The organism is Bradyrhizobium sp. SRL28, assembly GCF_018596315.1.
Taxonomy (GTDB): Bacteria; Pseudomonadota; Alphaproteobacteria; order Rhizobiales; family Xanthobacteraceae; genus Bradyrhizobium.
In genome coordinates, this window is sequence record NZ_JAHEAG010000008.1 from 226,866 (window position 1) to 253,211 (window position 26,346).

At 59.4% G+C, this 26,346-nt stretch carries 29 protein-coding genes; 18 read left to right on the forward strand and 11 right to left on the reverse strand.

All coding sequences use genetic code 11. The features are described from left to right. Positions 1-49: 49 nt before the first annotated feature. The 6 genes from KIP88_RS19665 to KIP88_RS19690 all read right to left on the reverse strand — a co-directional run bounded on the left by KIP88_RS19665 (position 50) and on the right by KIP88_RS19690 (position 9,751). Entirely contained in the window at positions 50-1,114 is a 1,065-nt protein-coding gene (locus tag KIP88_RS19665) for a PepSY domain-containing protein (protein WP_249790873.1), read from the reverse strand. 105 nt (positions 1,115-1,219) lie between these two features. Beyond that, positions 1,220-1,915 (reverse strand): hypothetical protein, encoded by a 696-nt coding sequence (locus KIP88_RS19670; RefSeq protein ID WP_214489598.1) that lies wholly within the window; start codon positions 1,913-1,915, stop codon positions 1,220-1,222. Between the two features lie 82 nt (positions 1,916-1,997). Continuing rightward, entirely contained in the window at positions 1,998-2,861 is an 864-nt protein-coding gene (locus KIP88_RS19675) for a hypothetical protein (protein WP_214489599.1), read from the reverse strand. 81 nt (positions 2,862-2,942) lie between these two features. Beyond that, positions 2,943-6,086, reverse strand: a complete 3,144-nt coding sequence (locus KIP88_RS19680; RefSeq protein ID WP_214489600.1) for an efflux RND transporter permease subunit — start codon at positions 6,084-6,086, stop codon at positions 2,943-2,945. 58 nt (positions 6,087-6,144) lie between these two features. Then, positions 6,145-6,579, reverse strand: a complete 435-nt coding sequence (locus tag KIP88_RS19685) for a hypothetical protein (protein WP_214489601.1) — start codon at positions 6,577-6,579, stop codon at positions 6,145-6,147. Positions 6,580-6,625: 46 nt separating this feature from the next. Next, the gene (locus tag KIP88_RS19690) at positions 6,626-9,751 is read right to left on the reverse strand and encodes an efflux RND transporter permease subunit (RefSeq protein ID WP_214489602.1); all 3,126 of its coding nucleotides are present in this window, start codon (positions 9,749-9,751) and stop codon (positions 6,626-6,628) included. 709 nt (positions 9,752-10,460) lie between these two features. On the opposite strand from KIP88_RS19690, the gene KIP88_RS19695 reads away from it, so the two are divergent. The 8 genes from KIP88_RS19695 to KIP88_RS19730 all read left to right on the forward strand — a co-directional run bounded on the left by KIP88_RS19695 (position 10,461) and on the right by KIP88_RS19730 (position 17,365). Beyond that, a complete protein-coding gene (locus KIP88_RS19695; RefSeq protein ID WP_214489603.1) occupies positions 10,461-12,293 on the forward strand; it encodes a hypothetical protein in 1,833 nt (610 codons plus the stop codon). Positions 12,294-12,564: 271 nt separating this feature from the next. After that, complete coding sequence (locus KIP88_RS19700) at positions 12,565-12,861, forward strand: hypothetical protein (RefSeq protein WP_214489604.1); 297 nt, start codon at positions 12,565-12,567, stop codon at positions 12,859-12,861. A 918-nt stretch (positions 12,862-13,779) separates the two neighbouring features. Continuing rightward, positions 13,780-14,163, forward strand: a complete 384-nt coding sequence (locus tag KIP88_RS46560; protein WP_249790874.1) for a site-specific integrase — start codon at positions 13,780-13,782, stop codon at positions 14,161-14,163. A 327-nt stretch (positions 14,164-14,490) separates the two neighbouring features. After that, positions 14,491-14,964, forward strand: coding sequence for a DNA ligase (locus KIP88_RS19710; RefSeq protein ID WP_374226484.1), 474 nt, complete (start codon positions 14,491-14,493; stop codon positions 14,962-14,964). Between the two features lie 229 nt (positions 14,965-15,193). Further along, entirely contained in the window at positions 15,194-15,517 is a 324-nt protein-coding gene (locus tag KIP88_RS19715; RefSeq protein ID WP_214489605.1) for a hypothetical protein, read from the forward strand. A 19-nt stretch (positions 15,518-15,536) separates the two neighbouring features. Next, positions 15,537-16,028, forward strand: a complete 492-nt coding sequence (locus tag KIP88_RS19720; protein WP_214489606.1) for a hypothetical protein — start codon at positions 15,537-15,539, stop codon at positions 16,026-16,028. Positions 16,029-16,194: 166 nt separating this feature from the next. Then, positions 16,195-16,620, forward strand: a complete 426-nt coding sequence (locus tag KIP88_RS19725; RefSeq protein ID WP_214489607.1) for a hypothetical protein — start codon at positions 16,195-16,197, stop codon at positions 16,618-16,620. Between the two features lie 37 nt (positions 16,621-16,657). Beyond that, positions 16,658-17,365, forward strand: coding sequence for a hypothetical protein (locus tag KIP88_RS19730; protein ID WP_214489608.1), 708 nt, complete (start codon positions 16,658-16,660; stop codon positions 17,363-17,365). A 1,386-nt stretch (positions 17,366-18,751) separates the two neighbouring features. Here the strand turns inward: KIP88_RS19730 and KIP88_RS19735 are convergent. Both KIP88_RS19735 and KIP88_RS19740 read right to left on the reverse strand, forming a co-directional pair. After that, positions 18,752-18,937 (reverse strand): hypothetical protein, encoded by a 186-nt coding sequence (locus tag KIP88_RS19735; RefSeq protein ID WP_214489609.1) that lies wholly within the window; start codon positions 18,935-18,937, stop codon positions 18,752-18,754. 344 nt (positions 18,938-19,281) lie between these two features. Next, positions 19,282-19,485 (reverse strand): cold-shock protein, encoded by a 204-nt coding sequence (locus KIP88_RS19740; RefSeq protein ID WP_212423177.1) that lies wholly within the window; start codon positions 19,483-19,485, stop codon positions 19,282-19,284. A 302-nt stretch (positions 19,486-19,787) separates the two neighbouring features. On the opposite strand from KIP88_RS19740, the gene KIP88_RS19745 reads away from it, so the two are divergent. From KIP88_RS19745 to KIP88_RS19755, 3 genes are read left to right on the forward strand one after another with little or no spacing between them, the layout of a single operon-like run. Then, complete coding sequence (locus KIP88_RS19745) at positions 19,788-20,189, forward strand: hypothetical protein (RefSeq protein ID WP_249790875.1); 402 nt, start codon at positions 19,788-19,790, stop codon at positions 20,187-20,189. Beyond that, positions 20,186-20,332 (forward strand): hypothetical protein, encoded by a 147-nt coding sequence (locus KIP88_RS19750; protein ID WP_214489610.1) that lies wholly within the window; start codon positions 20,186-20,188, stop codon positions 20,330-20,332. Before KIP88_RS19745 ends, KIP88_RS19750 begins: the two co-directional genes overlap by 4 nt. After that, positions 20,329-20,607, forward strand: a complete 279-nt coding sequence (locus KIP88_RS19755) for a hypothetical protein (protein WP_214489611.1) — start codon at positions 20,329-20,331, stop codon at positions 20,605-20,607. The genes KIP88_RS19750 and KIP88_RS19755 overlap by 4 nt, the downstream gene beginning before the upstream one ends. Positions 20,608-20,643: 36 nt before the next feature. Here the strand turns inward: KIP88_RS19755 and KIP88_RS19760 are convergent, their stop codons facing one another. Further along, positions 20,644-21,381, reverse strand: coding sequence for a hypothetical protein (locus KIP88_RS19760; RefSeq protein ID WP_214489612.1), 738 nt, complete (start codon positions 21,379-21,381; stop codon positions 20,644-20,646). A gap of 551 nt (positions 21,382-21,932) precedes the next feature. Here KIP88_RS19760 and KIP88_RS19765 point away from each other — a divergent pair. The 3 genes from KIP88_RS19765 (at position 21,933) to KIP88_RS19775 (ending at position 23,485) form a co-directional block, all read left to right on the forward strand. Beyond that, positions 21,933-22,481 carry a hypothetical protein gene (locus tag KIP88_RS19765; RefSeq protein ID WP_214489613.1) on the forward strand — a complete coding sequence of 183 codons (549 nt, stop codon included), beginning with the start codon at positions 21,933-21,935 and terminating at the stop codon, positions 22,479-22,481. After that, on the forward strand, positions 22,471-22,947 hold the full coding sequence (locus tag KIP88_RS19770) for a hypothetical protein (RefSeq protein WP_214489614.1): 477 nt from the start codon (positions 22,471-22,473) through the stop codon (positions 22,945-22,947). The genes KIP88_RS19765 and KIP88_RS19770 overlap by 11 nt, the downstream gene beginning before the upstream one ends. Before the next feature lie 358 nt (positions 22,948-23,305). Continuing rightward, on the forward strand, positions 23,306-23,485 hold the full coding sequence (locus KIP88_RS19775; RefSeq protein ID WP_214489615.1) for a hypothetical protein: 180 nt from the start codon (positions 23,306-23,308) through the stop codon (positions 23,483-23,485). On the opposite strand, the gene KIP88_RS46565 is transcribed toward KIP88_RS19775, so the two are convergent. Next, complete coding sequence (locus KIP88_RS46565) at positions 23,486-23,854, reverse strand: hypothetical protein (protein ID WP_374226485.1); 369 nt, start codon at positions 23,852-23,854, stop codon at positions 23,486-23,488. It abuts the gene before it with no gap. On the opposite strand from KIP88_RS46565, the gene KIP88_RS19780 reads away from it, so the two are divergent. From KIP88_RS19780 to KIP88_RS19795, 4 genes are all read left to right on the forward strand, one after another. Then, on the forward strand, positions 23,747-23,968 hold the full coding sequence (locus KIP88_RS19780; protein WP_214489616.1) for a hypothetical protein: 222 nt from the start codon (positions 23,747-23,749) through the stop codon (positions 23,966-23,968). The two genes, KIP88_RS46565 and KIP88_RS19780, sit on opposite strands and share 108 nt — an antisense overlap. Before the next feature lie 201 nt (positions 23,969-24,169). Next, positions 24,170-24,505, forward strand: coding sequence for a hypothetical protein (locus KIP88_RS19785; RefSeq protein ID WP_214489617.1), 336 nt, complete (start codon positions 24,170-24,172; stop codon positions 24,503-24,505). 51 nt (positions 24,506-24,556) lie between these two features. Then, the gene (locus tag KIP88_RS19790; protein WP_308163594.1) at positions 24,557-25,114 is read left to right on the forward strand and encodes an RNA ligase family protein; all 558 of its coding nucleotides are present in this window, start codon (positions 24,557-24,559) and stop codon (positions 25,112-25,114) included. A 102-nt stretch (positions 25,115-25,216) separates the two neighbouring features. After that, the gene (locus KIP88_RS19795; protein ID WP_214489619.1) at positions 25,217-25,588 is read left to right on the forward strand and encodes a hypothetical protein; all 372 of its coding nucleotides are present in this window, start codon (positions 25,217-25,219) and stop codon (positions 25,586-25,588) included. Positions 25,589-25,768: 180 nt separating this feature from the next. Here the strand turns inward: KIP88_RS19795 and KIP88_RS19800 are convergent, their stop codons facing one another. Then, complete coding sequence (locus tag KIP88_RS19800) at positions 25,769-26,101, reverse strand: hypothetical protein (protein WP_214489620.1); 333 nt, start codon at positions 26,099-26,101, stop codon at positions 25,769-25,771. Positions 26,102-26,346 lie beyond the last annotated feature (245 nt).

Consider the following 26,346-nt stretch of genomic DNA (forward strand, 5'->3'; position numbering starts at 1 on the left):
ATCGATTGGCCTCGGCGCGCCGGAATCACGCCGAGGCGGTTGATCCATGTCATTCCGTACCGAGGATCTTTCCGGACTCGATGTCGACGAAAACGTCCTTCTCCCCGCGCGACGTCTGGATCTCGACCACGTAGACATTCTTGCCGAGCTTCTTCTCAATCTTCACGTCGGTGGCCTTTCCGGGCATTCGCTCAAGCGCGATCTTGGTGGCCTCGGCAGCCGAAATCTTCGCCACCGGAGCCTTCTGCTTCAAAGGCTTGTCGCTTGCCTTTCCGACGGTTGAGACGTTGGAGGCCGGATTGCTGGCTGCGAGCGCGTTGGAAACGACGAGCTTGCCGTCGGAGCTGTCGCTCACGACCCCCACATCTGGACACCAGACCTTGTCGGTGATTTCGCTTAGCTTGATCAGATCCTGCTCGCGAACCCGGGCGCAGCCTTTGAACGTCCCGGCCGGCACCCTTATTTCGATGCCGGCTTCCATGTTCTCGGAGCCAACAAAGGCCATGCTCTTGCTGCCGGCGGCAATATGGCGATCGCCGATGGTGAAAGTGCCGGGCATCAACATGCCGGGCTCGGTGACGCCGTCGCCGTCAGGATCGCCCGCCCGCCAGGTGCCAGCGAAAATCGCCTTGCCTTCCTTGATTTCCCAACTTAACTCGCCGAAGGAATAAACGCTGTTGGTGGTTTTATCGAGCGCCAGCCAGTTGATCACGCGCTGCGTCAGGACGCCATCGACACGTTCTTCTTCCTGCACAACCGCAGTCTTGAATTTGCCAATCCCGGGAATATCGAAATCCTCGGTGGTGTCGAGGACCACGGTCTCCTTGCGATACTTGCCGTCCGGGTGATCGGGCCGTTCAAGCGCGTGCTTGTGGCCCGGCGTGATCGGGTAATAGAGCGGGTTGACGCCGTGCGGGACGATATTCTCGCCCTTCAGATTCCAATCCTTCAGTGACGAGAAATCGTTGCCGCTCTTCCAGCGTGGCGGATCCTTGATCTCGCCGGCGGCAGCGCCGCCAGCATGCGCGAACCCGGCCGCCGTCAGAACGGTGACCGCCAAAAGGGTGGCACGCCAGCTGGACGGCCGACCAGGTTGACCGTTCGCCGGTTTCATCTGTCGATCCAAACTCTGATTGTCGAACATCTCAATGCCCTCCAGTTGCGGTCCGGCTAGGGCCGATTCGTCTCGGGCCGATCTGTCGTTCTTGAATGGGCTGGTTCATCGCGCCCTCCCGGTGGTGAAGCCAGCTTCGATGAAGGACCGATTGCCGTCCTTCGCGACGGTCCCGATCGCGAATTTATAGGCCTTGCCGGCGCGCAAAAACCCTTCAGGCACCGTGAAGGACCTTGCCGAGCCCGGCAGCAATGCCCGGATTTCGTAGGCCGAGCCGGTTTGCTCGATTACGATGGCGCAGGCCTCGATGCCCTTCGGCACCGACCACCGTAGCGTCAGCGCGGTGGCGGGTACGTCCTTCTGGTCCGGCCGCGGATATTCGAACGCGGCCGGTTCGGGGAATGCGTGGCTCAACTGCGCCTCGCCGCGCAGGCTCGCCCCCTTGGTCGTCGTTCCCTCAAAGCGATAGGCGCCCGCCGGGAAATCGGCGCGGACGATCTTGTCGTCATCGGGTTCGGGCGATTCGAGCGAAAGACTGCGAACTCCCAACTTCGAGTCAGGCGTTCTGAGGTCGATCACCGTGCGCTCGCCGGGCGCCAATACTCTCAGCGCCGCGAGCCCATCCGTGGCGCCGGTCACATCGAACCGGATCTCGGAATCGCGGTCCTGCACGTTACGCTCGAGATAGACGGAGAGCTTTTCGAAACGACCATCCTCGGCCGCGGCTCCCGCGAGCGGATAAGCCATGGCGAACAAAGCGCCGATGGCGGCAATCCAGTTGTGGCGATGCATGGTGTTCACATCAGCCTCCCACAGATACGCCTACCGGTTCTGGACCAGTCGGACGCTTCGCCGGCACGCCCCTACGGGGCCGGCGGAATACTCACTCGGCTTTAGCATTTGTCGCCCCCTTCATCAGTTCGGCAGGCGGCGTGCGACCATAGAGGTAGGCGCGCTTCTCTATCTCCAAGGCCTCTGCGCGGGCCTTGGCCAGCGCATCGGGGCTGAGCTTCACGATCTCGGCCAACTCAAGGGTCTCTCGCAGCTTTTCGCCCTTTCCCCTCCAACCGACTTTGATGTAGCCCACACCGGGTGCGTAGTACTTGAGCTGCTTTGCGTCCGGGCCTTCACCCTTGCTGCCCTCCACGATCACCAGGACATCCTTGAAGCAGCCGGCCGGAACACAAACCTTCTGACCTGCTTTTTCTACTGTTGCGCGGTCGGTCCAGTTGTACGGAGGCGGTGCATAGCCCTGAGAGTAGCTGGGTGTCCCCGGCCGCGGGTCTGCCTTCATCATGATCCCCGGACTCGAGCCATCCATGCCGCCGATCCAGGCGCTACCGCCCTGGAAGTCCCCATCCTCGTATAGTTCAACCAGCTCACCCAGCAGCCAGACGTTTCCGCCCTTGTCTTGCGCGAAGAAAACGATCTCCGATTCCTTCACCTTGCCGTCCTTGTAGTCGACATCCCACACAACGATGGCACGCACGCCGTTGACCACCTTGGTGAGGTCCGTCACGGTCTGCACCACGCGAGCGGGAACGCGCTTCTCGTCCTCCTGGGTGAACCCCTTGTAGATCAACTGAGTCCCTGGCTGCAGCGGGAACCATTTGTTGTCGATCTTGGCGGAGTCATCGAAATTATTGTTATCGAACGCTTCGAGCGTGTCCTCGGCAGCCTTGCTCTTCTGCGCCAAGGCGTCGCCGCTGCACAGTCCGAAACAAATGAAAATCGTAAGCACGGCCAAGGCCGTCGTTCTCCGACACAATCTGGCCGCTGCCTGTGCCATCCTGGACTGCTTCAAACTCGTGTTCATCGCAGAAACTCCCTATGCTCGTGCCGTTCCCGGAACAGTCAGACTGTCCGCCAGCGCGCCAGCACCGCGACCGAAGCGGAGATAAAATGCCGGCAAGATAAACAGGTTGAGCAATGTCGATGTCACGAGGCCGCCAAGAATGACGACGGCCATCGGATATTCGATCTCGTGGCCCGGCAGGTCGCCGAAAATGATCAGCGGCAGGATCGCGAGCCCGGCGGCGCCGGTCGTCATCAGGATCGGCCTCAACCGCTCGCTCGCGCCGCGAAGCACGAGCTTCATGCCGAACACCTCTCCCTCATGGCGTTCCAGATACTGGAAGTGGTTGATCATGATGATCCCGTTGCGGGCGGCGATGCCAAGCACGGTCAGGAAACCGATCAACGAGCCAAGAGAAATTACGCCGCCCGCGAGCCACGCCGCGAGGACGCCGCCCACCAGCGCCGAAGGAAGGGTGAGGAAACTGAGCGCGGCCAGACGCCAGCTGTCGAAAGACTGTCGCAGAAGTATGAATATGCCGGCGAGCGCCAACAGGGCGAACAGTTGCAGCCGCTCGCGGGTGGCGCGCAGTTCCGCATACTCGCCTTGCAGCACCGCGTAATAGCCAAGTGGAAACGCCATCTTCTGCAGGCGCGACTGCACCTCCACGGCGACGGCGGCGAGATCGTGGCCCCGGACATTCGCCTGCACGTCGATCCGACGGGAGCTTGCCTCGCGCTTGATGGCATTTGGTGTCGGCCCAATGCTGACATCGGCTACTTCAGCGAGCCGAACGCGCTGCCCGGTCGGCGTGTTAATCAGCATCTCGCGGACCGAGTCCACGCTGTGGCGGGACGCCGGATCGGTCCATACCTGCACGTCGTACGTGCGGCCGTCGATGAAAATATCGCCGACCTCCTCTCCGGCCATCAAGGTCGCAGAGGCGCGCCGGACATCACCCGGCTTCAGACCGTGGCGTTGTGCCTCGTCCAGCTTCACCGTCACCTGAATGTGCGGCACTTCGACCATCAACTCCTTGTGCAGGTTGACGAGGCCCGGAGTGTCCGCGAGTGCAGCGCGAACCTCCTCCGCCTTGTCCCTCAGTACCTCCAGATCCGGGCCGAAGATGCGGACGACGATCGCCTCGCCAGCCCCGGTCAGGACCTCGCGAATGCGTTCCTTCAGATAGGTCTGCACATCGCGGTAGAGGCCGGGATAGCCGTCCACCATTTCCTCGACCTTGGCATAGGTCTTGTCGTAGTCGGCGTCTTTGCTGATGCTGATCCAGTTCTCCCCGAAATGGACGCCGTAGACCTCATCGGCGGCGAAGGCCTGGCCAATATGGGCGCCGAAATTGCGTACACCCGGAATGGCGCGCAGTTCCCTGCTAGCGCGGGTCGTGATGCGCAGCATCTCGGGCAGCGACGTGTCGGGGGTGGTGACCCAGTGCATCAGGAAGTCGCGCTCCTTGAACGAAGGCAGCAGCGAGTGCCCGAGCAGTGGCCAAACGCAGATCCCCACGAGCGTCACGACACCGACGGCGACATAGGCCGCGCGCGGCGTTCGAGTGGCCCGTTCCAGCAAGGGCGCGTAGCGGCGCTGCAGCCAGACGATGACCGGCGATTCGCGCCCTTCGAGCCGCGCGTTACGCAGCAGGAGCAGACAGAGCGCCGGCGTCACCGTCATCGCCACGACGAGCGAGGCTGCAATCGCGAGCACATAGGCCGTAATCAGCGGCTTGAAGAAGGATCCAGTCAGGCCTTCCATGAACAGCACGGGCACGACCGCGACGACCACGATGAGCGTAGCGTAGACGATCGGCGCCCGCACCTCGAGCGAAGCGTCCAGAATGATGCGCGCTGTGCTCCGCGCATCGCCCGCCCGCCGCGCGAGACGCAGGCGCCGCATGATGTTCTCGACGTCGATGATCGCGTCGTCGACGACGATCCCCAACGCGATCACGAAGCCCGCCAGCATCATTGTGTTGACGCTGGCGCCGGCCTGGAACAGGACGAGGCTCGCCGCGAGCAGCGACAGCGGAATGGCGACGATGCAGACGATCGCGGTACGCAATTCGTAAAGGAAGATGAATATGATTCCCACGACCAGCACGCAGCCCAGCAATAACGCCCACGACAGATTGGCGATCGAGTCCTCGACGAAAGTCGCTGGCCGGAAGATTGTCGTGTCGATCTCGACCCCAGGAAGACCGGGCTTCATTCGCTCCAGCGCCTCCTCCACCCCGCGGGTGACGGCGAGCGTGTTGCCCCAGGGAAATTTTTCGACGATCAGCATGAGGCCTGGGCCGTCGTTGATAACGGCATCGCCAATCATGCCCTGCGGCGCATAGACGAGATCGGCCACGTCGCTCAGCAACAGCGGCGGCTTGCCGGCCGATTTGGTCACCGGCACCTTGGCCAGCGTCTCGGGTGTAACGCCGCCCCCGACGAAACGAAGCTGGAAGCGCTGATTGGGTGTTTCGACGAAGCCGCCGGTGCCGATATGCGCGCCACGGGCATAGCGCAACAAGCCAACGTCGAGGGCATCGGAAACTGCCTCCTGCACCTGGTCGAGCGTGACATCCGCGGCGGCCATCCGCTTCGGGTCAACCATGACCTGGAGCATCTTGAGCTGCTCTCCCCAGATCGCGATGTTCGCAACGCCGGGAACCCCGAGCAGCCGTTGCCGGATCGTCCAATAGGCCAGCATCGACAGGTCCATCACGGACTTGTCCTTCGAGGCAATGCCGATCTTCATGATCCGGCTGGTGGAGGACAATGGCGGCATCATGAACGGCGGAGCTGCCCACGTCGGCAGGGCCTTGGACGCGAGCGCCATCCGCTCGCTGACCAGTTGCCGCGCGCGGATTTCGTCGGCACCCTGCTTGAAGATCAGCAGGATCGACGACAGTTGCGGCACCGACTTCGACCGCATCACGTCGACGCCAGGGACGCCGTTGAGCGCGTTTTCCAGCGGCACCGAGACAAGTTGCTCAACTTCGGCGGATGAAAGCCCAAGACAGATGGTCTGGATCTCGACCCGCGGCGGCGCGAATTCCGGGAATACATCCACTGGCACGTCGCGCAGGCGCGCCAGGCCAAACCAGATCAGCACCACGCCAAGGGCGAGGACGAGATAACGAAAGCGCAGACTAGAAGCTATGATCAGCCTCATCATCGGAAAACATCCCCCACTCGGGCCGAAGCCGCCGTGGAAAAACAATATCGACGCGCAGCTAGTGACCTACCTTCACTTCTGTGCCGAAGACCTCCGGCACTCCCGCCGCAAGCACCTTCGTGCCGGTGGGTGGCCCGTCAGTCAGGTACACGTTGTCGCCCTTGATGGTGTCGATCACCACCGCGCCGCGAACGAAGGTTAACGGATCGGCGCTGATATAGACCCACGTCTTTCCGGTCAGATCGTAGAGAACAGATGCGTATGGCACGATCCGGCGGCCCGACAGATCGACGCGCACCTCGTCAATGAGGATGCCGAGCCGTTCCGCCGCTTTTGGCGTGAGCGTGACCTTTTTGATTTTTGCGTCATTCGTGGCCTCGACCCGCGCGGGCGCGCTCTTCTTGACGTCCGACTCTGCGGCCGAGACTGAGACACACGACGCGGCGAGGCAGGCGGTGGACGCCGCGACCATCAATACGCTGAAGCGCGCCATGAGACATTTCTCCCTTTTACAATGTTCGAAGTGAAGCGCGCGGCGGTCATGACGCGGTCTCCATTTCAAGATCGAGCCGGTCGGCGGTCCAGCCGGCGCCGAACCGCAGGTAAAGCGCCGGCAGCACGAACAATGTTCCCAGCGTCATGGTAACGACGCCGCCCAAGACCGAGAGCGCGAGCGGGTGCGCGATTTCGAGGCCCGCGACATCACCCATGATCGCGAACGGAAGCACCAGCGCGAATGTCGTCACCGATGACGCGATGATGCTCGGGAACTGTTCCTGAACGCCGCGACGTACCAGCGTTTCGCCGAACGGCTCACCCTCGTTCAATTGCAGATGCTGGAAATGGGCGACCAGACCGATGCCCTGCCGCACCATCAGTGCGAGCACCGCTGCCAGACCCAACAGAGAACCAAGCGAGAAGTGACCGTCATTGATTGCGGCCGCCGCCAGGCCGCCGAGTGCAGCGACCGGTACGCCGAGCAGCGAGAGGGCGCTGAGTGTCCAGCTGCGGAGCACCGCCTGCGTCAGCAGGAACATCAATACCGCCGCTGCCGCCATGTAGCTGTATATCGACCGCAGGGCGGCTCGCTGTTCCTTGTATTCGCCGAGCACCTCGGCACGGTGCTCGAACGGGAATGCGATCTGTTTGACATTCCTGGCGACATCATCCGCCACATCACCGAGCGCCCGCTCGTCCACTTTCGCGGAAACATCGATACGACGCGAGGACCCCTGTCGCTGGATGATGCTGGTGGCCGGCGCGATGCGGACGTCTGCAACCTCAGCCAGGCGAACCTGAGACCCGCTCTCGCTGTTGATCATCAGATTCCGCACGTCATCGATGTTGTCGCGCAGCTCCGGACGCCCCCAGACAACCACATCGAAAACCTTCTGGTCCTCGAAAAGCGCACCGACGGTGATGCCGCCGACCATCGCCGAGGTCGCCCTGCGGACGTCGCCCGGCTTCAGGCCATAACCGGCTGCGCGATCGACATCCACCTTGACTTCGATCGAGGGTTCCTCGACCTGTAATTCGACCCGGGGATTTTCAATGCCGGGGATCTTCGCCATCGCTGCGCGGATCTCCTCCGCCTTGGCGCGAATGATATCAAGGCTGTTGCCATAGACACGGACGGTGAGGCTATCCGGGTCGCCGGTGAGCGCCTCGCGCAGCTTCGTGGACAGGTATGTTCCAAGCTTGCCACGCATCCCGGGATAAGCGGTGATGACAGCTTCGACGGCATCCACCGTTGTTTCGCGATCGGCCTTCGGATCGATGTTGACCCACACGTGCCCGGCGTTCACGTCCGTTGCGCGTTCGCAGTTACAAAGCACCGCCCGTCCGAGATTGGCGAAGGCGTTCTGCACTCCGGGAATCTCCCGCAGGTCTCGGATCAAGTTCTCGGTCGATCGGGTCATTGCCTGCAGCGAGGTGCCGGGCGGACCCTGCCATTCGATCACCAGATCCGTCTCTCTGAAGCTGGGCACCATATTGCGTTCGAGCGGGCTCCAAAGCGCGAAGCACGCGACCGCCGCCACGACGCAGGCGCCGATGCAAGCGAGCGGCGCATGGATGACGCGGCCGACAATCGAATCGAAAGACCTGGCCAATCTATTGGTCACCCAACCACCTGTTGGGGTCAGTGGCGCATTGGCGATCAACACCGCGGCCAGCGCGGGGGTCACGATCAACGCCACCAGCATCGAGATGGACACGGCGGCGATATAGGCCCAGGCCATCGGCGCGAAGAACGCGGCGGACCGGCTCTGCATGAACAGAACTGGCAGCACCGCGAGCAAGACGATCAGCGATGCGTACAGCATCGGCCGGCGCGTATCGAGCATCGCACGGACGACGACCAGGAAGCCGGACCGGCCGTCGCGTGATGGTGCACGCAAGCGGCGCAGCACGTTGTCAACGTCGACAATGCCGTCATGCACGATCACGCCGGACGCCATCAGCAGACCGCCGACCACCACCATGCTAAGCGGGATTCCGGCGGCCTTTAACAGCAGTTCAGCGCAAACGAATGACAATGAGATCGCAACCAGGGCGATAACCGCGGTCCTCCAGCTGCCCATCAGAAGGCCAAGCACGATGGCGACCAGGATGATCGAAATGATCATGGCCTTGCCCAGATTGCTGGTCGCGCGCTCGATGAAGCTCGCGGGATGGTAGATGGTCGTATTGATCTCGATACCGGGCAGCCCGGGCTTCAGTTCGTTGAGCGCGCGCTCAACGCCGCGCGTCACGTCCAATGTGTTGAAGCCGGGGAATTTCTCGATCGCCACCATCAGGCCGGGGTTTTCGCCGACGATGGCGTCTCCGATCAGGGCCTGATGCCCCTCCACGAGATAGGCGACATCGCCGACGCTCGTGGTCGTGCCGCTGAGCGGCACCTTGGCGAAGGTACCCACGGTGGAGATCGGCAGCTGGTGACGGATGCTGAGCCGCTGGTTCGGCGTTTCGATGAAGCCGCCGGTGCCAGGCGTGGATGAGTTCAGGTAGGTGAGCGGCGAGGACCATACCGCCTCACCTGTCGTCTTGATCACCTGGTCGAGCTTGACGCCCTTCTTGTTCAGGTTGCGGGCATCGACAAGCACCTGCACCTGCCGCTCGCGCTGGCCCCATATCGAAACATTGGCCACACCCGGAACCCCGGCGAGGCGCGGCGCGATATTCCAGCGCGCCTGAACGGACATGTCGATCAGCGAGACGGATTTCGAGCTCAGGCCGATGTTCATCACTCGGCTGGCTGAGGAAACCGGCTGAAGCATAACCGGCGGGCTGGAGACGTTCGGCAGCGCGTGCGCCTGCGTCAGCCTTTCCTGCACCATCTGGCGCGCTTTCATCAGATCGGTGCCGGGCGCGAAGATCATCTCGATCGTCGAAAGTCCCGCCATCGATTCCGACTGGATGACCTGCAGCCACGGCACACCATTGAGCAGGTCTGCCTCCAGCGGCACAGTGATCAGCGATTCAACCTCGGCGCTGGAGAGGCCAAGCGATTCCGTCTTCACAGTGAGCGAGGGCAGCGCCAATTCGGGGATGACGTCGAGCGGCTTGTTTCTGACGCCGACGGCGCCGAGGATCAGAAGGCCGGCAGCGACAACCACAACGAGGGTGCGCAAACGCACGCTAGAGGATATGAGCCACGCCAACATTTCGACGCCCCCCTCTTTTGACCTCTGGTTGTCTTCGATCTGTGGTTGTAGTCGAACTCCGTTTGTGAGGCCCGTTGAATGCGGGATTTTCTGACCGCTGTGTCGCTCGTAGAGGCAACACAATTGTTCACCCACTACTATTTCCACGAGTCCGAATTTTTCGTCGGCCTTGCGCCGGCTTTATTTCGGTCGCGCTAACGCCATAGTGAGGCTTCGCCGTAATCAAAATTCCGCAATGCTGCCTTTCGTGGACCAGACTGAGGACCAGATCAAGGCGAGTGAAACTTTTAAGTTGATCTTCTTGTCGGCACAATCCACCCATTTGGATTACATGCGGGCTCCAATTGGGTCACGCCTGTTTACGCACTTACGCACTTTAGGGGGCTTTAGATGGCAAAAACTCCATCGCCACTTGAAGTTGCCTGACAGCCGGCGAGGCTGTTCGCAGCTCCTGCGTGCAATCCAGTTACATCACTTTGGATATATCACTTCGTGGCGCTTGCGTAATTCGTCATACGCGTCACTCTTATCCCAACATTGCTGGGGGGCTCCGGCAATTATTTGCTCCGCGTTGTTGAGCGGGCTCTTGTCTGTAGTCGGCCTGACGGATGAAACGCTGGCTGAGACAGTCTGATTACCAGCGCGGAATTGTTATGAACGAGTTGGTTCGACCGAGCGACGTCGAACTGCGGTAGTGATGGGGCCGCGCATGATCTGGGATAAGCGGGATGAGCGCGTCGCCGGCTCTGGGCGACGGTGGCACGCTGCAGAAACTGGCACCGTAAAGTCAACTACGCGCGACCGGTACCGCGTCTGCTCCGTGTACCCATTTGTCTTTCGCGCCGCGCCCGCATTGTTCAGCCTCGTCCTGCTCGTCCCTTCCCATGCCGCCGCCGCAGAGAACGAGGACATCGCAGTTCTCCGCCGTATGCTCGGAGAGCTCAAGTCGGAGAACCGCAAACTTTCCCAACGTCTCAGCGCCCTCGAGGGGACATCGCCGGCGCGGCGGACCAAGCCCGCGGCGGTACACCAACATCCGGCGCCTGCTGTAACTGCGGCGAAGCCTGCACCCACGGTTCGGTCACCGCCCGTCGATCCGCCCGCACTGCCCGCTCCAGATTTGTCCGAAGCCGCAGCGAAGAGGCCGCTCGGCGTGCGCGTAAGCGAGTTGGAAATCGTCTGGGCGGCACAGGAGAACGCGACGCGCCAGATCATCCGGGACTCGCTCTCGAAGACCGGACCAAAAATTAATAGCTTCCTCTCGCTGAGCGGCGTGGTTGAAGGCGTGGCCTCGCGGACCGGCTCATTCACCGGCCCTACCGAGGAAAACCTGTCGCTGGGTACGGCGGAACTCGATTTCGATATAAAGCTGAGCGACTGGTTGACTGGTGCTCTGGTTCTCCACTTCGAGAGCGGCACTGGCGCGATATTCCCGACCGGGAATCAACCAGTGCTGCCGACCAACGTCCCCGGAATAGGCGTGGATCGCTTCACGCTTGATCGGACTCACATTACAGTCGGCGATCTGATGCAATTCCCGATCGCCGCCCGCTTCGGCGTGGAGGTTTTGCATTTCGGTACGTCCACGGGCGTGGCACGCCTGGATACGCTCTCGATCGGCACTCCGCTGACAACCGAGGTGTTTGAAAACCGTCAGACGGCGGGAGGCCTGGAATTCGCATGGCCAACCCCACCGCGGCAGCCGCCGCCGGCGCCTGTCGTTGTTCCACGCATTAGTCCGTTGGTCGTCGCACCGGCCGTGAGCCGACTGATGCGTTGGCTCGGCTACACCCCGCTGCCTGAGCGTCCGTTCCGGCCTACGCCAGTCACCCCCCTCTTGGACCCGCCACCGTTCTACGGCTCAGTCGTGACCTATAGAGGCAGCGACAGCATCATTCCCGGCCGGACGAAAATCGACGATTACAATGCCAGTCTCGGTTTCCGGACGAGGGGCCATTGCGGCTTGCCGTATGACCAGCTGACGGAGTCGCTGATTTGTCCATGGACCGTTGACTTCCATGTCGACTATGACACCTCGGTTTTCGAAAGCAGATTTTTGCGTACGTCCTACCTGCCGTTCCTGAATCAGATCGGCCGGATTCCCGGAGTGGCCGCAAGCCTCAAAAGCAGTTTTGGCCCGTTCGCGGTCGTGGGCGAGGTAAATGCCGCAGTTCAGGATGCCCGGTTTGTCGATGGGCTCGGCATTGCGCGGAACATGATGCCGATGACTTGGCAGGCCTCGATTGCCTATCAGTTCGACTGGAACCCATGGATAACGGAGATCGGCGCGCAGGGCAATTTCATCTCCCTGGGATATTCCGGCAGCAAAGACATGGCGGGTGTGTCGATCCTGCAAAACGGCATACCAACCCGGATCGGATTCGTCCCGCAACACCGGCTTTTCCTTACTGGAGGCGAGTGGGTGATGGATGGGCTGAAGGTGGCCGTGGAATATTCAGCCAATTGGGACTACCCGGTGAGCGCCGGTGGAACGGGAAAGGTCGCGCATGGCTGGTTCGGATTGATCCAGCTCAATTTTTGATCCGTCCTCGCCCAGCACAATAAGAACGTGCGTGCCGAAATCCTGGAAGCGGTTGAGAATATCTCCCGGGGACGAGCAAGCCGCGTTAGTAGCAACGCGGCTGGTCGCGTTTGGCGGGCCTGCGCGCGGGCAACACCAATCTCATCGCCCGGATATGAGACTGAGAGCGTTTCGGAGCACCAGAACCCGGTCGTCAGCGGTGGCGTTCCAACGCCAATTGATGCTTTCCCCAGACACACGCTGCTGCAAGGCCAACCGAAGGGAGAACTCCATGAAGGCCATCGCACTGGGCGTATTCGGTGCCGCGCTGCTAGCGTCCGCCGCTTTCGCCGCGCCCATCAACGCGACGACGATCAGCTCCGCCGAAGTCTCCAACGTCGATCAGGTCGGTCTGATCTGCAACGAGTATTATGGGCGCTGCTGGCGGACCCGGGGACCGCGCTATGTCCTGCGCTATTACTACGACCCCAGCTACTTCCCCGGCCGGGGCTACAACTATTACGCTGGCCCCGGCTACTACGATCGCTCCGGCTACGGCGGACCAAGGTTCATCATTCGCGGCTGGTAGCGATACAGTGGACAGCACGAGACCTGAAGCTGACTTCCGCTGGCGTGAAGGCTTCGGTTTTGAGGGGAGAGCTTGAGGCGACTCTTCTGATGCGTCGCAATAGTGAGGTTGAGGCAGCAGAAAGGGCATCTAAGAAATGAGAGGTTCCCTGCGCGAGAGGTCGCCCGGCCATTGGGCTATCATTCTCGACCAACGTGATCCTGCATCAGGAAAGCGGAACGGAAATGGCATTCCTTCAAGGGAACTAAACGCCAAGCGCAAATCGAGTGCGCCCGATTGATCTCCGAGATCAATGGCGGTCAGTACGTGGCATCAAAAATAACAGTTCTTCATTTTCTTGAACGGTGGCTCCGGCACATAAAGCCGAACGTTTCGCCACGCACGCACGCACGAACGCTACGAACAGATTGCGCTAAAAAATATAGCGCCACTAATCGGTGCTAAACCGCTCCTAGAGCTGAAGCCGGTCGAAATCAGCGAAGCCTATTCGAAAGTCCTGAGTTGCGGGCGACGCGACGGCAAGGGCGGCCTCTCTCCTCGTACTGTTCACCACATGCACAGAGTGCTCTACGCCGCCCTCGATCAGGCCGAGAGATGGAAGACTGTGCCCCGAAATCCAGCCGCTCTTCTGGAAAAGAAAGATCGGCCCAAAGTAGAGCGCAAGACGGTCCCGACAATCGATCCAGATGCGTCTGCTCACGTTTTGGAAGCCGCACGCGCGCGTAGGCTATTCATCCCCTTGGTCCTGGGAGTCCTCTGCGGTCTACGTCGTGGGGAGATAATCGCGCTTCGCTGGAACGCTATTGACTTAGACCGGGGCCAGCTGGCGATTATCGCCAGCACCGAGCAGACCGACTCAGGCACCGTTAGAGAAAAGGAGCCAAAAACGGCCGCGCCCGAACTATCGCGCTGCCGTCGTTGGTCGTCGACGAGCTCCGGTGTTGGCGGGTTGCACAAGCCGAGGAACTACTAAGGCTGGGCATCCGGCCAGGCGATAGTTGGCACGTCGTTACAAAGTCCGACGGCGCTCCGCTACAGCCACGAAGCCTGATGCACTCGGTGTCAGCCGTCCTAAAGTCCTGGGGCGTAACACTGCATGGTTTGCGTCACAGCCACGCAAGCCACCTGCTCGCTTCGAAGGTCCACCCCAAGGTCGTTCAAGAGCGATTCGGACACTCTTCCATCGCGATTACCATGGACATCTACTCACATCTGATGCCTAACATCGAGGAAGGCGCCGCCGCCGCTGTTGACGATGTGAGGCGCGCGGCCATAAACAAGCGCTCCAAAGACGTTGGGTAGCAAATCGGTAGCAAACGGGCTTTTTTGACCTGAGCGTTTACAGATTAGCTAAACAATATCAATGGTTTGGAAGGGTGGCCGAGTGGTTTAAGGCACCGGTCTTGAAATGTTGTTTCTGACATGCCGTGTAGTAGCGGCGAATGCCTCAACGTCCCATTTCATTGGCATTCCTGAGCCAGCAGCGCCCTCCCCGTCCCCGCTCATACTGGCCTGTATTAAGACGTTGGGTGCCAGACTGGGTGCCAACTCAACGTAGACACTCAAGCAGTCGTCCGGAAATGTAAGACCTTCTCGAGGGCTTCCTTCGCGTCATTCCGGTCGCGAACCATACGTAGCCAGAACGATTGGAGCCACCGCTTTCCGCTGGTCAGGGAGGCGGCGCTCCGCAATCGGCAGACCTCGTTCGTGATCGACGGCGAGGCCGTGCTGCTCGGCGTCGACGGCCGCTCCGATTTCGATGGGCTGCACAGCCGCCAACACGATGACGAGGTGCAGTTTTACGCGTTCGACATGCTAGTCGCCGACGGCGACGATATCCGCAAGCTGCCCTTGAGCATGCGCAAGGCGAGCCTAACCAGACTGCTCGCCCGCCGCGTCGACGGCATTTTTTTATCCGACTTCGAACACGGCGAGATCGGCCCGAACCTGTTTCGGCACGCTTGCTTGCTCGGGCTCGAGGGCCTGGTGTCGAAACGCAGCGACAGCCGCTACCGCAGCGGCACCTCCCGCGACTGGATTAAGGTCAAAAACCCTGAGCATCCTGCCATGCGGCGTGTGGCGGAGGCCAAACGGCGGCAGTGATTCAGCCCCCCACGGCTGAGCGCGCTTGCATCTGGTCCATTGTTGACACGCCCCACCGGCAGCAACCTTCAATTCTCCCCCGAATTGAAGTAAACTCCCTATGCATCCAATCCTATTCTAGTCCGGCTGTTCAAGGCCACGGACAGGTTAAAAATCCACCCCTACCGGGGAGCTTTCACACGCCGATGAGGTGTTCTAGGCTGCCCACGGCAACCAAAGGTTACATTATATGAAAACTTTGCATGTCCGGGCCGAAGAGCGTCTAGCACGCGAACGCGCCGCGGAGGCTGCCGAGATGACACGACAGAATGCTGAAGCTTCGTTGGCGATCGAATTGCAGGAAAACATTGAAAAGTTCTGCGCCGAAGCTGGCATTCGCGGCATCGACGTAGTTAGCGATGGATCAAAGGTAAGGCTGCAAAATCCTAGCAGCCTCATGGTCATCACGGTCAGTGTCGCCGGAGGCAAAGAATCATTCACCTTGGACAGCGGCCATAAGCCGTTCAACGAAAATGAAATTTTGGACGCAATTTTGGACTGGTTGAAGCCTTGAATTAGGAAACGTGGAAGAGATGGCAGGGGAAACAGACTTCTTTGCGCGCGCTGTCTCGGGCCTAGCGTTGGCCATTTCGGCGGCAACTTTCATTTGGTCTCGATTGGACAAGCGTTGGGAAAGACAGGCAGCAGCGAAAGCCGTCTTGCCGACCGTGCGCATGCGCTTCAACTCTAATGTCGATGAGGATGGATACCATCTGCTAAAGGTCGGTTTCCGAAATATGGGCCGGGCAATAACCTTCAACGGGTGCAGAGTGCTGAAGCCCCGTGGCGCCGTTATTGCAAACTGGAACGGTAAGGAAAGGGGAAAGGAGGGCAGCACAATTCGCTTGGACTGGACATTCGACGCGTCGCCGAATCCGGTGCACGGATCGGATGCTTTCACGGCTGTTTTGCACATTAAGACCAACGGCAATCCTGGCAGTCGAATTGAACTTGAGTTGTCGGGCTTTTTTCGTGACGGCTCAATGGGCCCCGTGGAATTGCGGGTTGCCGCACCGGTCGATTAATTGGACGGCTGGCCCTAGAGCATCTCGCCCCCAGGGGGTCACCGAGTCTTTTCAGAACGATTAGTCCCGGAAAAACTACCGAGCTCGACGCCGCGGCGCTGGCCAACTGAATAACCCCCAGCGGCAGGGATTGCCAGTCGCTATCGAGACACCGAGGGAAACGCCAATGACGAAACCACCTGAAGCAATCGTGTCAAGCCGCGGCCTGCGCGCACTGTTTGGTAATGAACGCCCCGGCGATCCGAGCGGCAGCCAGACGGAGGAGCAAATCGCGACCTATTACCGGAACGCGAAGGCCGGCGACGTGGCTGTCATTCGGGAGACGTATGCCAGGCGTCTTTGGTTCATCGTCACGGCGATTGAAGACGTGAATCCTAAGCGTGGTCGGATCTATTTGAAGGATGCGCCTGGTTCAGGCTATGGCGGAACGGCCTTCTACGCGAAGAGCGGCAAGAACTGCTACGCCCCGAAGGGCCAGGCATCGCTGGTCGCTCCCACGGCAGAGGTGCTGGCGCACGCCGAACAGTTCCCGCATGACAAGCTGGGCCAAAGCTTCGATATCGACATCACCACGATTATGAAGCGGCCTTAACCGCCGTGCTGAATTTCTCCCAAAGCAAGGAAGTTTGATGGCAAATGCAGAAGGCTGGGCAATAGAACTTCAGGGCGACAAGATCGACATCGATGATGCTCGTGCGAGCCTCCAACCGCCGTTTGATCCTTGGATGGAAGATTATTCAGTAGGCGCCGGTTCTACTGTTCCGCTGTTGCGAACCACGGCGTGGGCAACGTTTACCGAGGCCTCCGACGTTACGCGAGATGCCCAACGGATTGTTGAGCGCCTCAACGGCGGCGCACTTCTGATTCACAGTGACGCAAAACCACTTTGCGTTGGTGGAGTTTTGAAATTCGATGCCGCAGGCAATCGAATGCCTATCATTTTTACCGCCGCCGGCCAGATCACTTTGACCGGCGGAAGGGCAAGAGGTCGCGTTTCAGCGGCCGCATCGGGAACGCCAACAGAATCCTCAATGCAACGCTGGTTGAGAGAAGCCGATGCCGACGATGACCGCGCTGCCCTGTTTTCCCACCTTGCGCGGGCTGAGAACTGGTACGATCTTTACAAGTCAGCAGAACTCGTCCGGAAATTGGCCGGCGGCAATAGCGCCCTCCGGACTGCCCTGGGATCGGATTGGACTTACTGGGAGCGGATGTGGCGCACGGCAAATTGCTATCGGCACGCGCCGAATCCGGTCGACTACCCCTTGCCGACACCACCCGCCAAATTGGAAGAATCTCGCGAATTTTTGTTTAAGGTGGCTCCTCGCTTTCTTTAAATTGTCCGTCGAAGCTCATCTCGGCTTGATCGTAACACGGGCTCCCGGAAAAACTCCCGGATTGATCAGGTCGGCACGTTCAAGCTATTGCGACCGCAGCGGAAATCGCCCCGCAGCTAAAATCTTTACTCCGTGGGTTGCAGGTTCGAATCCTGCTGGGACCGCCAATGCGCCAGCGCGCGAGAAACGAAAAACCCCAGCGCTGAGGCCGGGTTTGTAGTTCGGATTTTAGCCCGCCAACCACATGGCGCCCTTTCACGGTTTGGCATGATGATCGCAATAAAAAAGGCCGCTGCCGGCGTACCGACAACGGCCCCCAAGTCTAAGGGAGGAAACGCCCAAGGAGGCGAGCAACCAACCTAACACAACCTACCCTAGACAGTGATCACTGTTCCGGGAGGCCCGCCACGCGCGAATGACTTTTAATCATGGGGTCGAGGGTTCGAGTCCCTCCGCGCTCACCAAAACCACAATAATTTCAATACGTTACAGGTACAGCGGCGCCCTTTGGAGGGGTCGAAAAATCCTGTCCGCACCATGTCCGCAAAAACTCCTGCGGCTGTAGGATCTTGAATCGTGGTTGAGAGCCGCGGAAGCACTCTAAGGAGCTCGCTTCTTGGAATTCTTGCGGATGCTATCCTGCGAACTCAATTCCAGGAGCGATCGATTGCCATGCCCGATATTGCCTGCATCGTTGTCGCAGTCTGCATCGCACTCTACTTCGCAATCCGCCTGACGCTGCGATACTACTTTCCGCCCGATACCTGACGACGCCGGGAAGTGCCCGCCGGGCTCTAAACGCGAAGCGATGCCCGCCGCCTGCCACCTGTAGGAACGAACGCTGACCGATCTAATTGAGTCCGCGCTCAGTTAGGCGCGTACCATGAGCAACACGGATCAAGAGACTGTATTGCGAGCTCTGGAAGATGCCAGGCGCATCCTCGGAGAATACAACGCGCCACGCCCGCTAGACGCTACGCATACAGTGCACCGGCCTATCGCGTCATCGATAGAGATGAGGTCGTCAACGCTCTCGATCGAATGAAAAGGCGCCGGACCCTTCGCCTTGTGGAATAGAAGTCCTTACGTCCGGCTGGGCGTCACAGGAACGGCCCCGGCCCGGGGCTGGCGAGCGCCGGGACCGCTCCCTCTCCTTGCGCCCCGTCTCGGACGCGCAGAATTATCGGATTGAGAAAAAGTGGTCATGATTGACCTAGATCAAAGATTCGCCAATGTGGGGACCGGCGGATCAAACTCTGCTCCGATTGGGTTCCAGCCTCATTTCGAAACTCTGGCCTGGCGCACTGGCTTGATTCTACCGTCGCTGCGTCCGCTGCGCCGCGCTGATCTGGATAGTAGCGGCCCGCTAACTGAGACGGCCTTACTTCATTGAGTCCCCGTTGGCTTCCAGTGCAGCATGGCCTGCTCAACCTGGTCCGCAAGGGTCGTCAGGTGCAAAGCCAGTCGGTCAAACAACTCCCGCTTTGCCGGGTCGGTGGCAAGGTCGCTGATCAGCCGACATTCGGCCGCGTCCGTTCTGAGCTTTTCTAGACGAGTTTGATAGTCCTTCATGGCCGTGCCCTCCCGGCTAAGCTGGCCATTGTAGACGCGTGTTCCGAAAACGGAACGCTACTTTCTGATCGGCAAACGAAAAGTATTGGGATCACCCGCGGGCGGACCCAAAGTCTGAGGCGGCCTCGCTTCGTTCTCAGCGGACTAAATACCTTGAGCTACATGCTAGATCAGCCGGATAAGAACAAATCGAGAATAGGAACGGGGCCGGTCGTTAGGCGCGTTGATGCCGGCGCCAGTCACGGTCGCCCCCTTGGCTTGGCGCATTGGAATGGACGGCCCCAGTTATTGAGAGGGCTGGGGCCGTTTCCTTTTCAGAAGTCGGCGAGCCGACAGAATTAATTTTATCCGACTCTCAGATTTTCGGCGGACGTCTTGCCACGGTTGCTCATTTCTTCGTAGCTCACCTTGGCGCCCTCATTGAGGCTGCTCAGTCCCGCTTTTTCGACGGCCGAGATGTGCACGAAGACATCCTTGCCGCCATTGTCGGGCTGAATAAATCCATATCCCTTCGTCGGGTTAAACCATTTCACAGTACCTGTCGCCACTGACAATCTCCCTTTGAGCCAATGGTGATAGCCTAAGTCGATAGCGCAGTGTCCCGCAAGAAAAAACCCGCCGATTTGTAACGGCGGGCCAGGGTACTTGTCAGCGTCGCCAGCCAAACCGCCAGCGCATCAGGCGCATTCGTTGCCCCCGATCCTGACGATAGTCGCCGCGCGGTATGTGCCAGTCAGCGGATTACCAGGAATGCCGACATGCAATTCAGTCCGTGGTGTCACATAGCGACTCGACGGATGATGCAGTGCGGCAGGGGCCGACTGGAAGTTGCGACCGTGACTAACTGGGAATGGGCGAAGCTGATTGCGACGTCGGTGGGAATTTCTATCGTCACCACATTCATAGCATTCGCGCTCTGGTGGTGGATCGTGCTCAGATAAGGTCACTTCGCCGAATGACTGACAAGGGCTGGCAGCGCGCGTTCGAGGATCCGATACGGCTCCCTAACGGCAAGACGCTCGTCACCTTGCGAGACGCCGCCGATTACATCGCCAGCCTGCCGAAAAAGGAATCCGCCCTATCCGAGTGGCAGGTTGCGATCGAGGCACTGATGGTGGTTGCGCGAAGTGGTCCGACGATGCTGGCGCGCATCGCGGTCATGAAGGCGTTGAACCGTGGTGTCGAGCGGGTGTTCAATCCCGATCGCAAAGATACCCATTGGGGCAAACGGAGACTCAAGAGGGACCAATGACCGTGCTCATCTACGTGGATACGAGCAAGCAGGTCGGAGAACCCGATCACCTCAAGGTCTTCGCGAATGCCGACGCCGCGGAAACCTGGTTCGCGGAAAACGATCCCGAAGGTGTGGCGTTCGCCTATGAGGTTCTGGAATGAAAGAGCCGGCAACTGAGGCGTTGGAGGCCATCATGGCTTTAGAAATTAAATCGGAATATTTAGGCCACGGCTCTGATGGTAGCAAACTCTATATAGACGGTAAGGTGGTGGACTCTAGTAGGTTTCTCCGAAAAGGCGTTGCTAATTGTCGAGGAGGAATCGTTGATGCGGACGGGAAAACTCACATCGTTGAGGTCCGATATACTGGTTTTTGGGACGGGGTTGTGATTCTGAACGTCAACGATAAAGAGTTGGCGCGGGCGAAACTAACTTGAAGGCTTCATCGCGGCGGGCTTTCGCCTGGTTGAGGTTCAAGGTCGCCCGGCATCTTGACTGTCGCGGCGTTTCACAAGAGGGAACGTTGCCTCATCGGGAAAGTATCCGGAAACGTCATAACCACCTTTCGTCCAGAATCTGTTACGCTTAATCAGAACTTGCTCCTTTCGGACTCGAGGTAGAATTCTGGTGCCAAGCAGAAGTTCATACGCACCCATGAAAATCGTTCTGGACTGAACCGACGTATCGGTCGCGACGAACTTAAACGTCACGCACTCCGCAACAGATACGTCCGACCTCTCTGAGTTCGCCTCGGTCACGAAGAACGTTGCTTCCTCGACGGAAGATCGACCATCGTGGAATTTCGACGAGGTCACCACGATTTCTTGCGGTTTGACTACGGTTGCTTCGACATCAAGACCGAGATGCGAGAAGTGCCCTCTCGAACAATCGGGCTTCAGAGTCTGCCTCGTTGGTTGCACATAACTGACCTCAACCTCCAGCACAGCGACAGGCCTGGTGCCTGAGTTGATGAACGTCAAGCTCCTTGGCGGATTGACCGTTAGAGATCGACCATCCAGTCGAATAGGACCGCCTGGTGAAACTGCCACGCTAAGTTCGTCGCTGTAATAGAACAGATTAAAGAACGCCGTGGTTGACGAGATGACCAGCGCTAGCCACGCTGTCGGCGACCCAATCCAAGACAGCCGCTTGGCTTTTTCCTTTTCCGGCCCGCGCAGGCGCTTTCTGAATGCCTCTAACTTGTCGTTCATGCTGGCTCCCGGCATTGAACAACCAACTATGAAATCGGGGCACTATAGCTGGGCTCGGTGATTGCATCCACGAAAGGCGCAGACTGTGCGACGATAGGCCTTTTAACGTGCCTTTGCAGCAAGGACGCCTCGCAGTGCCTGGTCGACAATTCGCGCTATTGGCTGCCCGACACGTTACCGCCGCCCTGAGGCGAGGATTTGCGCCCGATGTCCAGACCCAGTATCACGAAGGCACCCCGGCCGCCAAGCCTGCGCAACATGGTCAAGCTGGCGGTGCGATGCGACAGCGCCTGAAACGCCGCTACGATCGCCAACTGCAGCGCCGATGGCGGCCGCGATCAGGGCAAGCTCGACCTACTCATCGGCAAGGTGTAGCGACGGACCTCACTGCACGCTAGTGTGTCTTCACTTCGACGGCAGCCTTTTCATCGCAAGATTGGTCCAAAGAATGGCCCCCGCTAACCCGGACGCTGAAATTCATCCTGAACAACGCCGAACGGCTCATCACTGCCGCGACTCGATGCGTGTTCTCGTTCGGGTCGTGTGATGGATTGAACGATCTGTTGTTGTCGACGCCAGATGACCCGGCGAGCGATTGGCGCAAACTTGTATGGGTCCTGCATAGCGATGCGCGCCTGGTGGCCGCCCTGGGGGTGTCTATATTGCTCGACCGTGATGATTGCAAGTTGAGCTTTCAATCAGTTCATCGCCTCCTAAAAGACCCCAGCGTGGTAGCGGCGCTTTTGCAGGCGCTAGAGGATCGGGTCGGACCAGACGTTCTTCTTCCGCCGTCACGAACCGACTTGATCGACGAGTTCCGGCAAATCTATGGAGAGATTGATTGGAAGGTGCACGGCCGACTTGTGCACCTGCGCAACCTTGATATTGCCCACCTCACGCCGGAGGAGAAGACGAAGTCGGTTACATTCGACGAACTCCGGACCATGGTTGAGGTGATAGTTCGACTGACGTCGAACCTACAACACCTGTGCCAAACTCAAACGGCTTTTCGGGCGGACGCAATGAACGAGTACCGGGAACTCGCCCGAAAGACGATGACCCCGCCGGGCAAGCGAAACGGAGACGGCAATGGCCGATGACGCTGAGATAATTGCCATAAGCAATGCCCTCGATTCCAATGATCGCGCCCTCACCGTCCACGAAGCTGGCCACGCTGCCGTCGCGCATGGGCTGGGTGCTGAACTGTGTTTCGTTGAGATCGAGCTGGCGACCGGCAACGGCTGGTCCCGGAGCAGCGTTTTCGACGATAACGTCAAGAACCTCGCGGTCTGCGTTGCGGGTTGCAGGGCCGAACACGCTTTTGGAGCGTCTTCACCGAGGGCAACGAAGATCGGCGACTTTAGAGACATGCGGAAAATACTGTCGAACTTCCCCGCGGCCGAGCGCCGCGCAGCACGCGCAGAAGGCTACAGGTTGGCGGACGTGACACTGAAAGCGAACGCCGATGTCGTGCACAGAATCGCAAGTGCGCTGTTTGCGCGAAGATTTGAGGACAGAGCGCGCATTGAAGGCGCCGAGCTGGGTGTGCTGCTCGCATGTTGCTGAGCCGCCGCGCGCGCTTACGGTAAGCGGCAGGGGGTAACCTCAAGTTACCTCGAGCCGATCAGCACCAGCCGCATCAACCCGCGTCTCGCCTGGCCGGCGGAGCCTGATCTGATCCAAGCTCGCGAATACAGAGACCGCCTTCGGGCGGTCTTTTTGTTTGCGGTTCCAGATTTAACCTGCAACGCGGGCATCAAGCTTAACACCCGAATTTCATTGCCGCCGATCTACACAGGACTAGCGTGGCTGCAGGTCGCGCACATTGGCCAGTCCCCAAGTTCGGCCTGCGTGCTGCGCGATCAGGGGTCGCTTCGAGCCCTCGAGGCGGCCCCGCTCCCAAAAGCGCGAGAGGTCCTCGTCCATGACAGCGATCGAAAATCTGCACGCTCTAAAGCTGCAGCTTGAGCATCAGCTAAAAGAAAGTCCGAGTGCAGAGGAGCGCGAGTGGATCGAGGGCGAACTGACCAAAATCGATATCGCACTCAGCTTCTTGGACGACCGGGAAAAGGAATTAGCAAGCCAGCCTACCGTGTCGAAATAATCAGCGTTCCTCATCCGGATGTACCCACTTGTAGGGCGTGATCTCGCGCGCCGCCGTGAGCTTGATCATGCGCACAGGTGATGCATGCCGTCCCTTCCGGCAGGATCTGCATTTCAGCGACGCTTCAAGCTTCCAGATCGGCGTGTCCCGTGGCCGGCGGATAGCGTCGAGCGGCAGGCTCGCCCGCGTCTTGCAGCGATTGCATTCGACCTCGAGCCAGCCTAGGCCGCCGTTGAGGCATTGGCCGATGGTGGGGGACGGTTGCGCAGGCCCGCCATAGCCCTCCATCCGGATCGACCATGCTTCGGCCTCGGCGCGATCGGGGTCTATGACAAGGATCGCAAGTGGCTGGTGCAGCAGCAGCTGGATGACGCCACCAAAGATGCGATGGGTACCGACGCCAAGGCATTTTTCGAGGCCGAGTACCAGCCCACGATTGGTTGCTGGAAGATCGGCAAGCGCGTGAGTGATCGAGACTGGTGACTAGCAGGCGGATCGAGGGTAGCGCGGACTTCCTAATCTAGGCAGCCCGGAACCGGGGCTGCAGCCTGGGAAGCAATCGGCCCGTCTTAACATTTGTTGCCCGCGGATTCCGCTTGACCGGCTCGCAAAACTGCATCGCTCCCTGATTCGCTTTCCAACTTTTCCCGACCTATTTTGGACTCGGGACGAGGGAGTTTGCCTATGAGTGTACCGTCGATTGTTCCGAATGACCGGCTGGACAAGGATTTTTATCTGGTCCTAGAAGACTTCCGGGCTGGCCCCTCTTTCCGGGAGACCGACGAGGGGATCACCTACATCAAGCTGATCGATGACCTGCTAACGGGGCAGTATGACAACGTCATCCGGGTCGTCGCATTCAATCCCGTCGAGGGGTGGTCACGGGACGCATCCGAGGACGTAGCGAACGCGCTAGAGCAGCACATCGCAACTGAAGGCCGCGAGGTCTCCGAGACGATGCGAGACTTCATTGAAGGCCAGACCGGGCGCAAGCTCGGACAGCAACTATCCTTGCTTTGAACCATGCGTAGAGTTGAGTTTGTCCCTTGTTTGCCGACTCGCGGAACTGCGGTGCCGGCGGGGCCGAATTGGATCCACGAAATCAAACACGATGGCTACCGACTTACCGTTCACCAGGAGGGCAAGCGGGTTCGCTTATTCTCGCGCAACGGCCACGACTGGACGGATCGTTACCCGTTGATCGCTGAGGCAGCGCTGCGCATACGCATCGGCTCGTTTGTGCTGGACGGTGAAGCCGTGCTGCTCGGCGTGGACGGCCGCTCGGACTTCGATGGGCTACACAGCCGCCAGCACAATGACGAGGTGCAGTTCTACGCGTTCGACGCGCTGATGAGCGATGGCGACGATCTGCGAAAGTTGCCGTTGAACATGCGTAAGGCGAGCCTGGCGCGGCTGATGTCGCGCCGCATCAACGGAATATTTCTGTCCGATTTTGAACGTGGCGAGATCGGGCCGGACCTGTTTCGCCATGCCTGCGTGTTGGGCCTTGAGGGCTTGGTCTCCAAGCGAAACGATCGGCCTTATCGTGCGGGTGTTTCGTCTAACTGGGTGAAGGTGAAGAACCCCGAGCATCCGGCAATGGCTCGGGTGAAGGATGCTTTCCGATGAGGCCTATTCTGCGAGGCAAGTACCTGGATGAACGGCAACGCCAATCCCCTGAGAGGGCGGCGGACAGCCACATTCGGTGCCCCGACTGCGGCGGATGGATCGATGTTAGCGATCTCGGCGCCGTCGTCGATCACGCAGGGCCCTTGCCGCACCCAGCAATCGATCAACCACAGTGATGAGAGAATGAAGCGCGAGCCTCAAGGGCTGATCTATACGATTTTAATAGAAGACAAGGCTATGGTCGCGCTTCAAGCACGCGGATCCGAGGCCCGCGAGCTTTGTAAGGAGGAGTGGTTTCGGGAAGAATTGTCCCGGTTGAAGTCGAATGGCGAACCGCTCTATAGGCCCGGGCTGCGAATACGTGCTCGGCCAGCCACCGAAGAGGAGTGGGTCAGGTACGACAGTGCATGCAGCGCAGCGGATGATACGGAGGATATCCTGTTCGTTTATCTAGTGGAGCTAGATCGCGAATAGTGGTCAAAACCATCCTCTGCTGGTCGGCGATATTAACCCTGAGAAATGCGGCCACGTACTTGTTCTGACGCGCCGCGCCAGTGCAGCGTGGCCAACGCGCAAGTAATGCCCGCTTAATAATCCAGCTTGCCGGAGCAAGGTTATCAGTTGCTGACGGTCCCGTCTTCTCGATTATTTCAATTACAGGAATGTAGAGGCGATCGGGCCCCATCGGAAGTTCGGACCAAAGCCCACCAATGCTTTCATCTCTGCTGGCGCTTTTTCACGTGAAGACGATATCTCAAACCCGATGCTGATCATCGTTTCCGCCACCATTGGACTACAACTAGCCCAGAGAGCCGCTTCGCTTGGTGTTGCTGCTACGGCATTTTTCCAAGGTTCGTCCTTGGTTTTTCGTTGCCAGCAACTTTCGTAAAACTCCTTACCCGTTGTGTAGAAAGTACCGGCGTGTGCAGGCTGAAACGCGGAGCCGCCCAGCGCAAGGCTGAACACAACAATTCCTAACGTTCGCATTTGTAGATTCCCCGCCTGTCGCATCCCAAAGCGTAACCATCGGTTGAGTCAATAGAGGTATGTGCCTCTGTTCACAGCCAAACCGAGATCACGCCACTAGCCGGTTCCCATGCTGGCCTGCGATGGCCAAATGCTATTGTCGGAGCGCCGAGCCCTGCGGTGAAGCGGCGAACAAGGGGCTTGGTGTTGTATTCTCGCAACGGGATACTTCGCTCCGAAGCGATAACGTTCATTGTCTCGGGGGC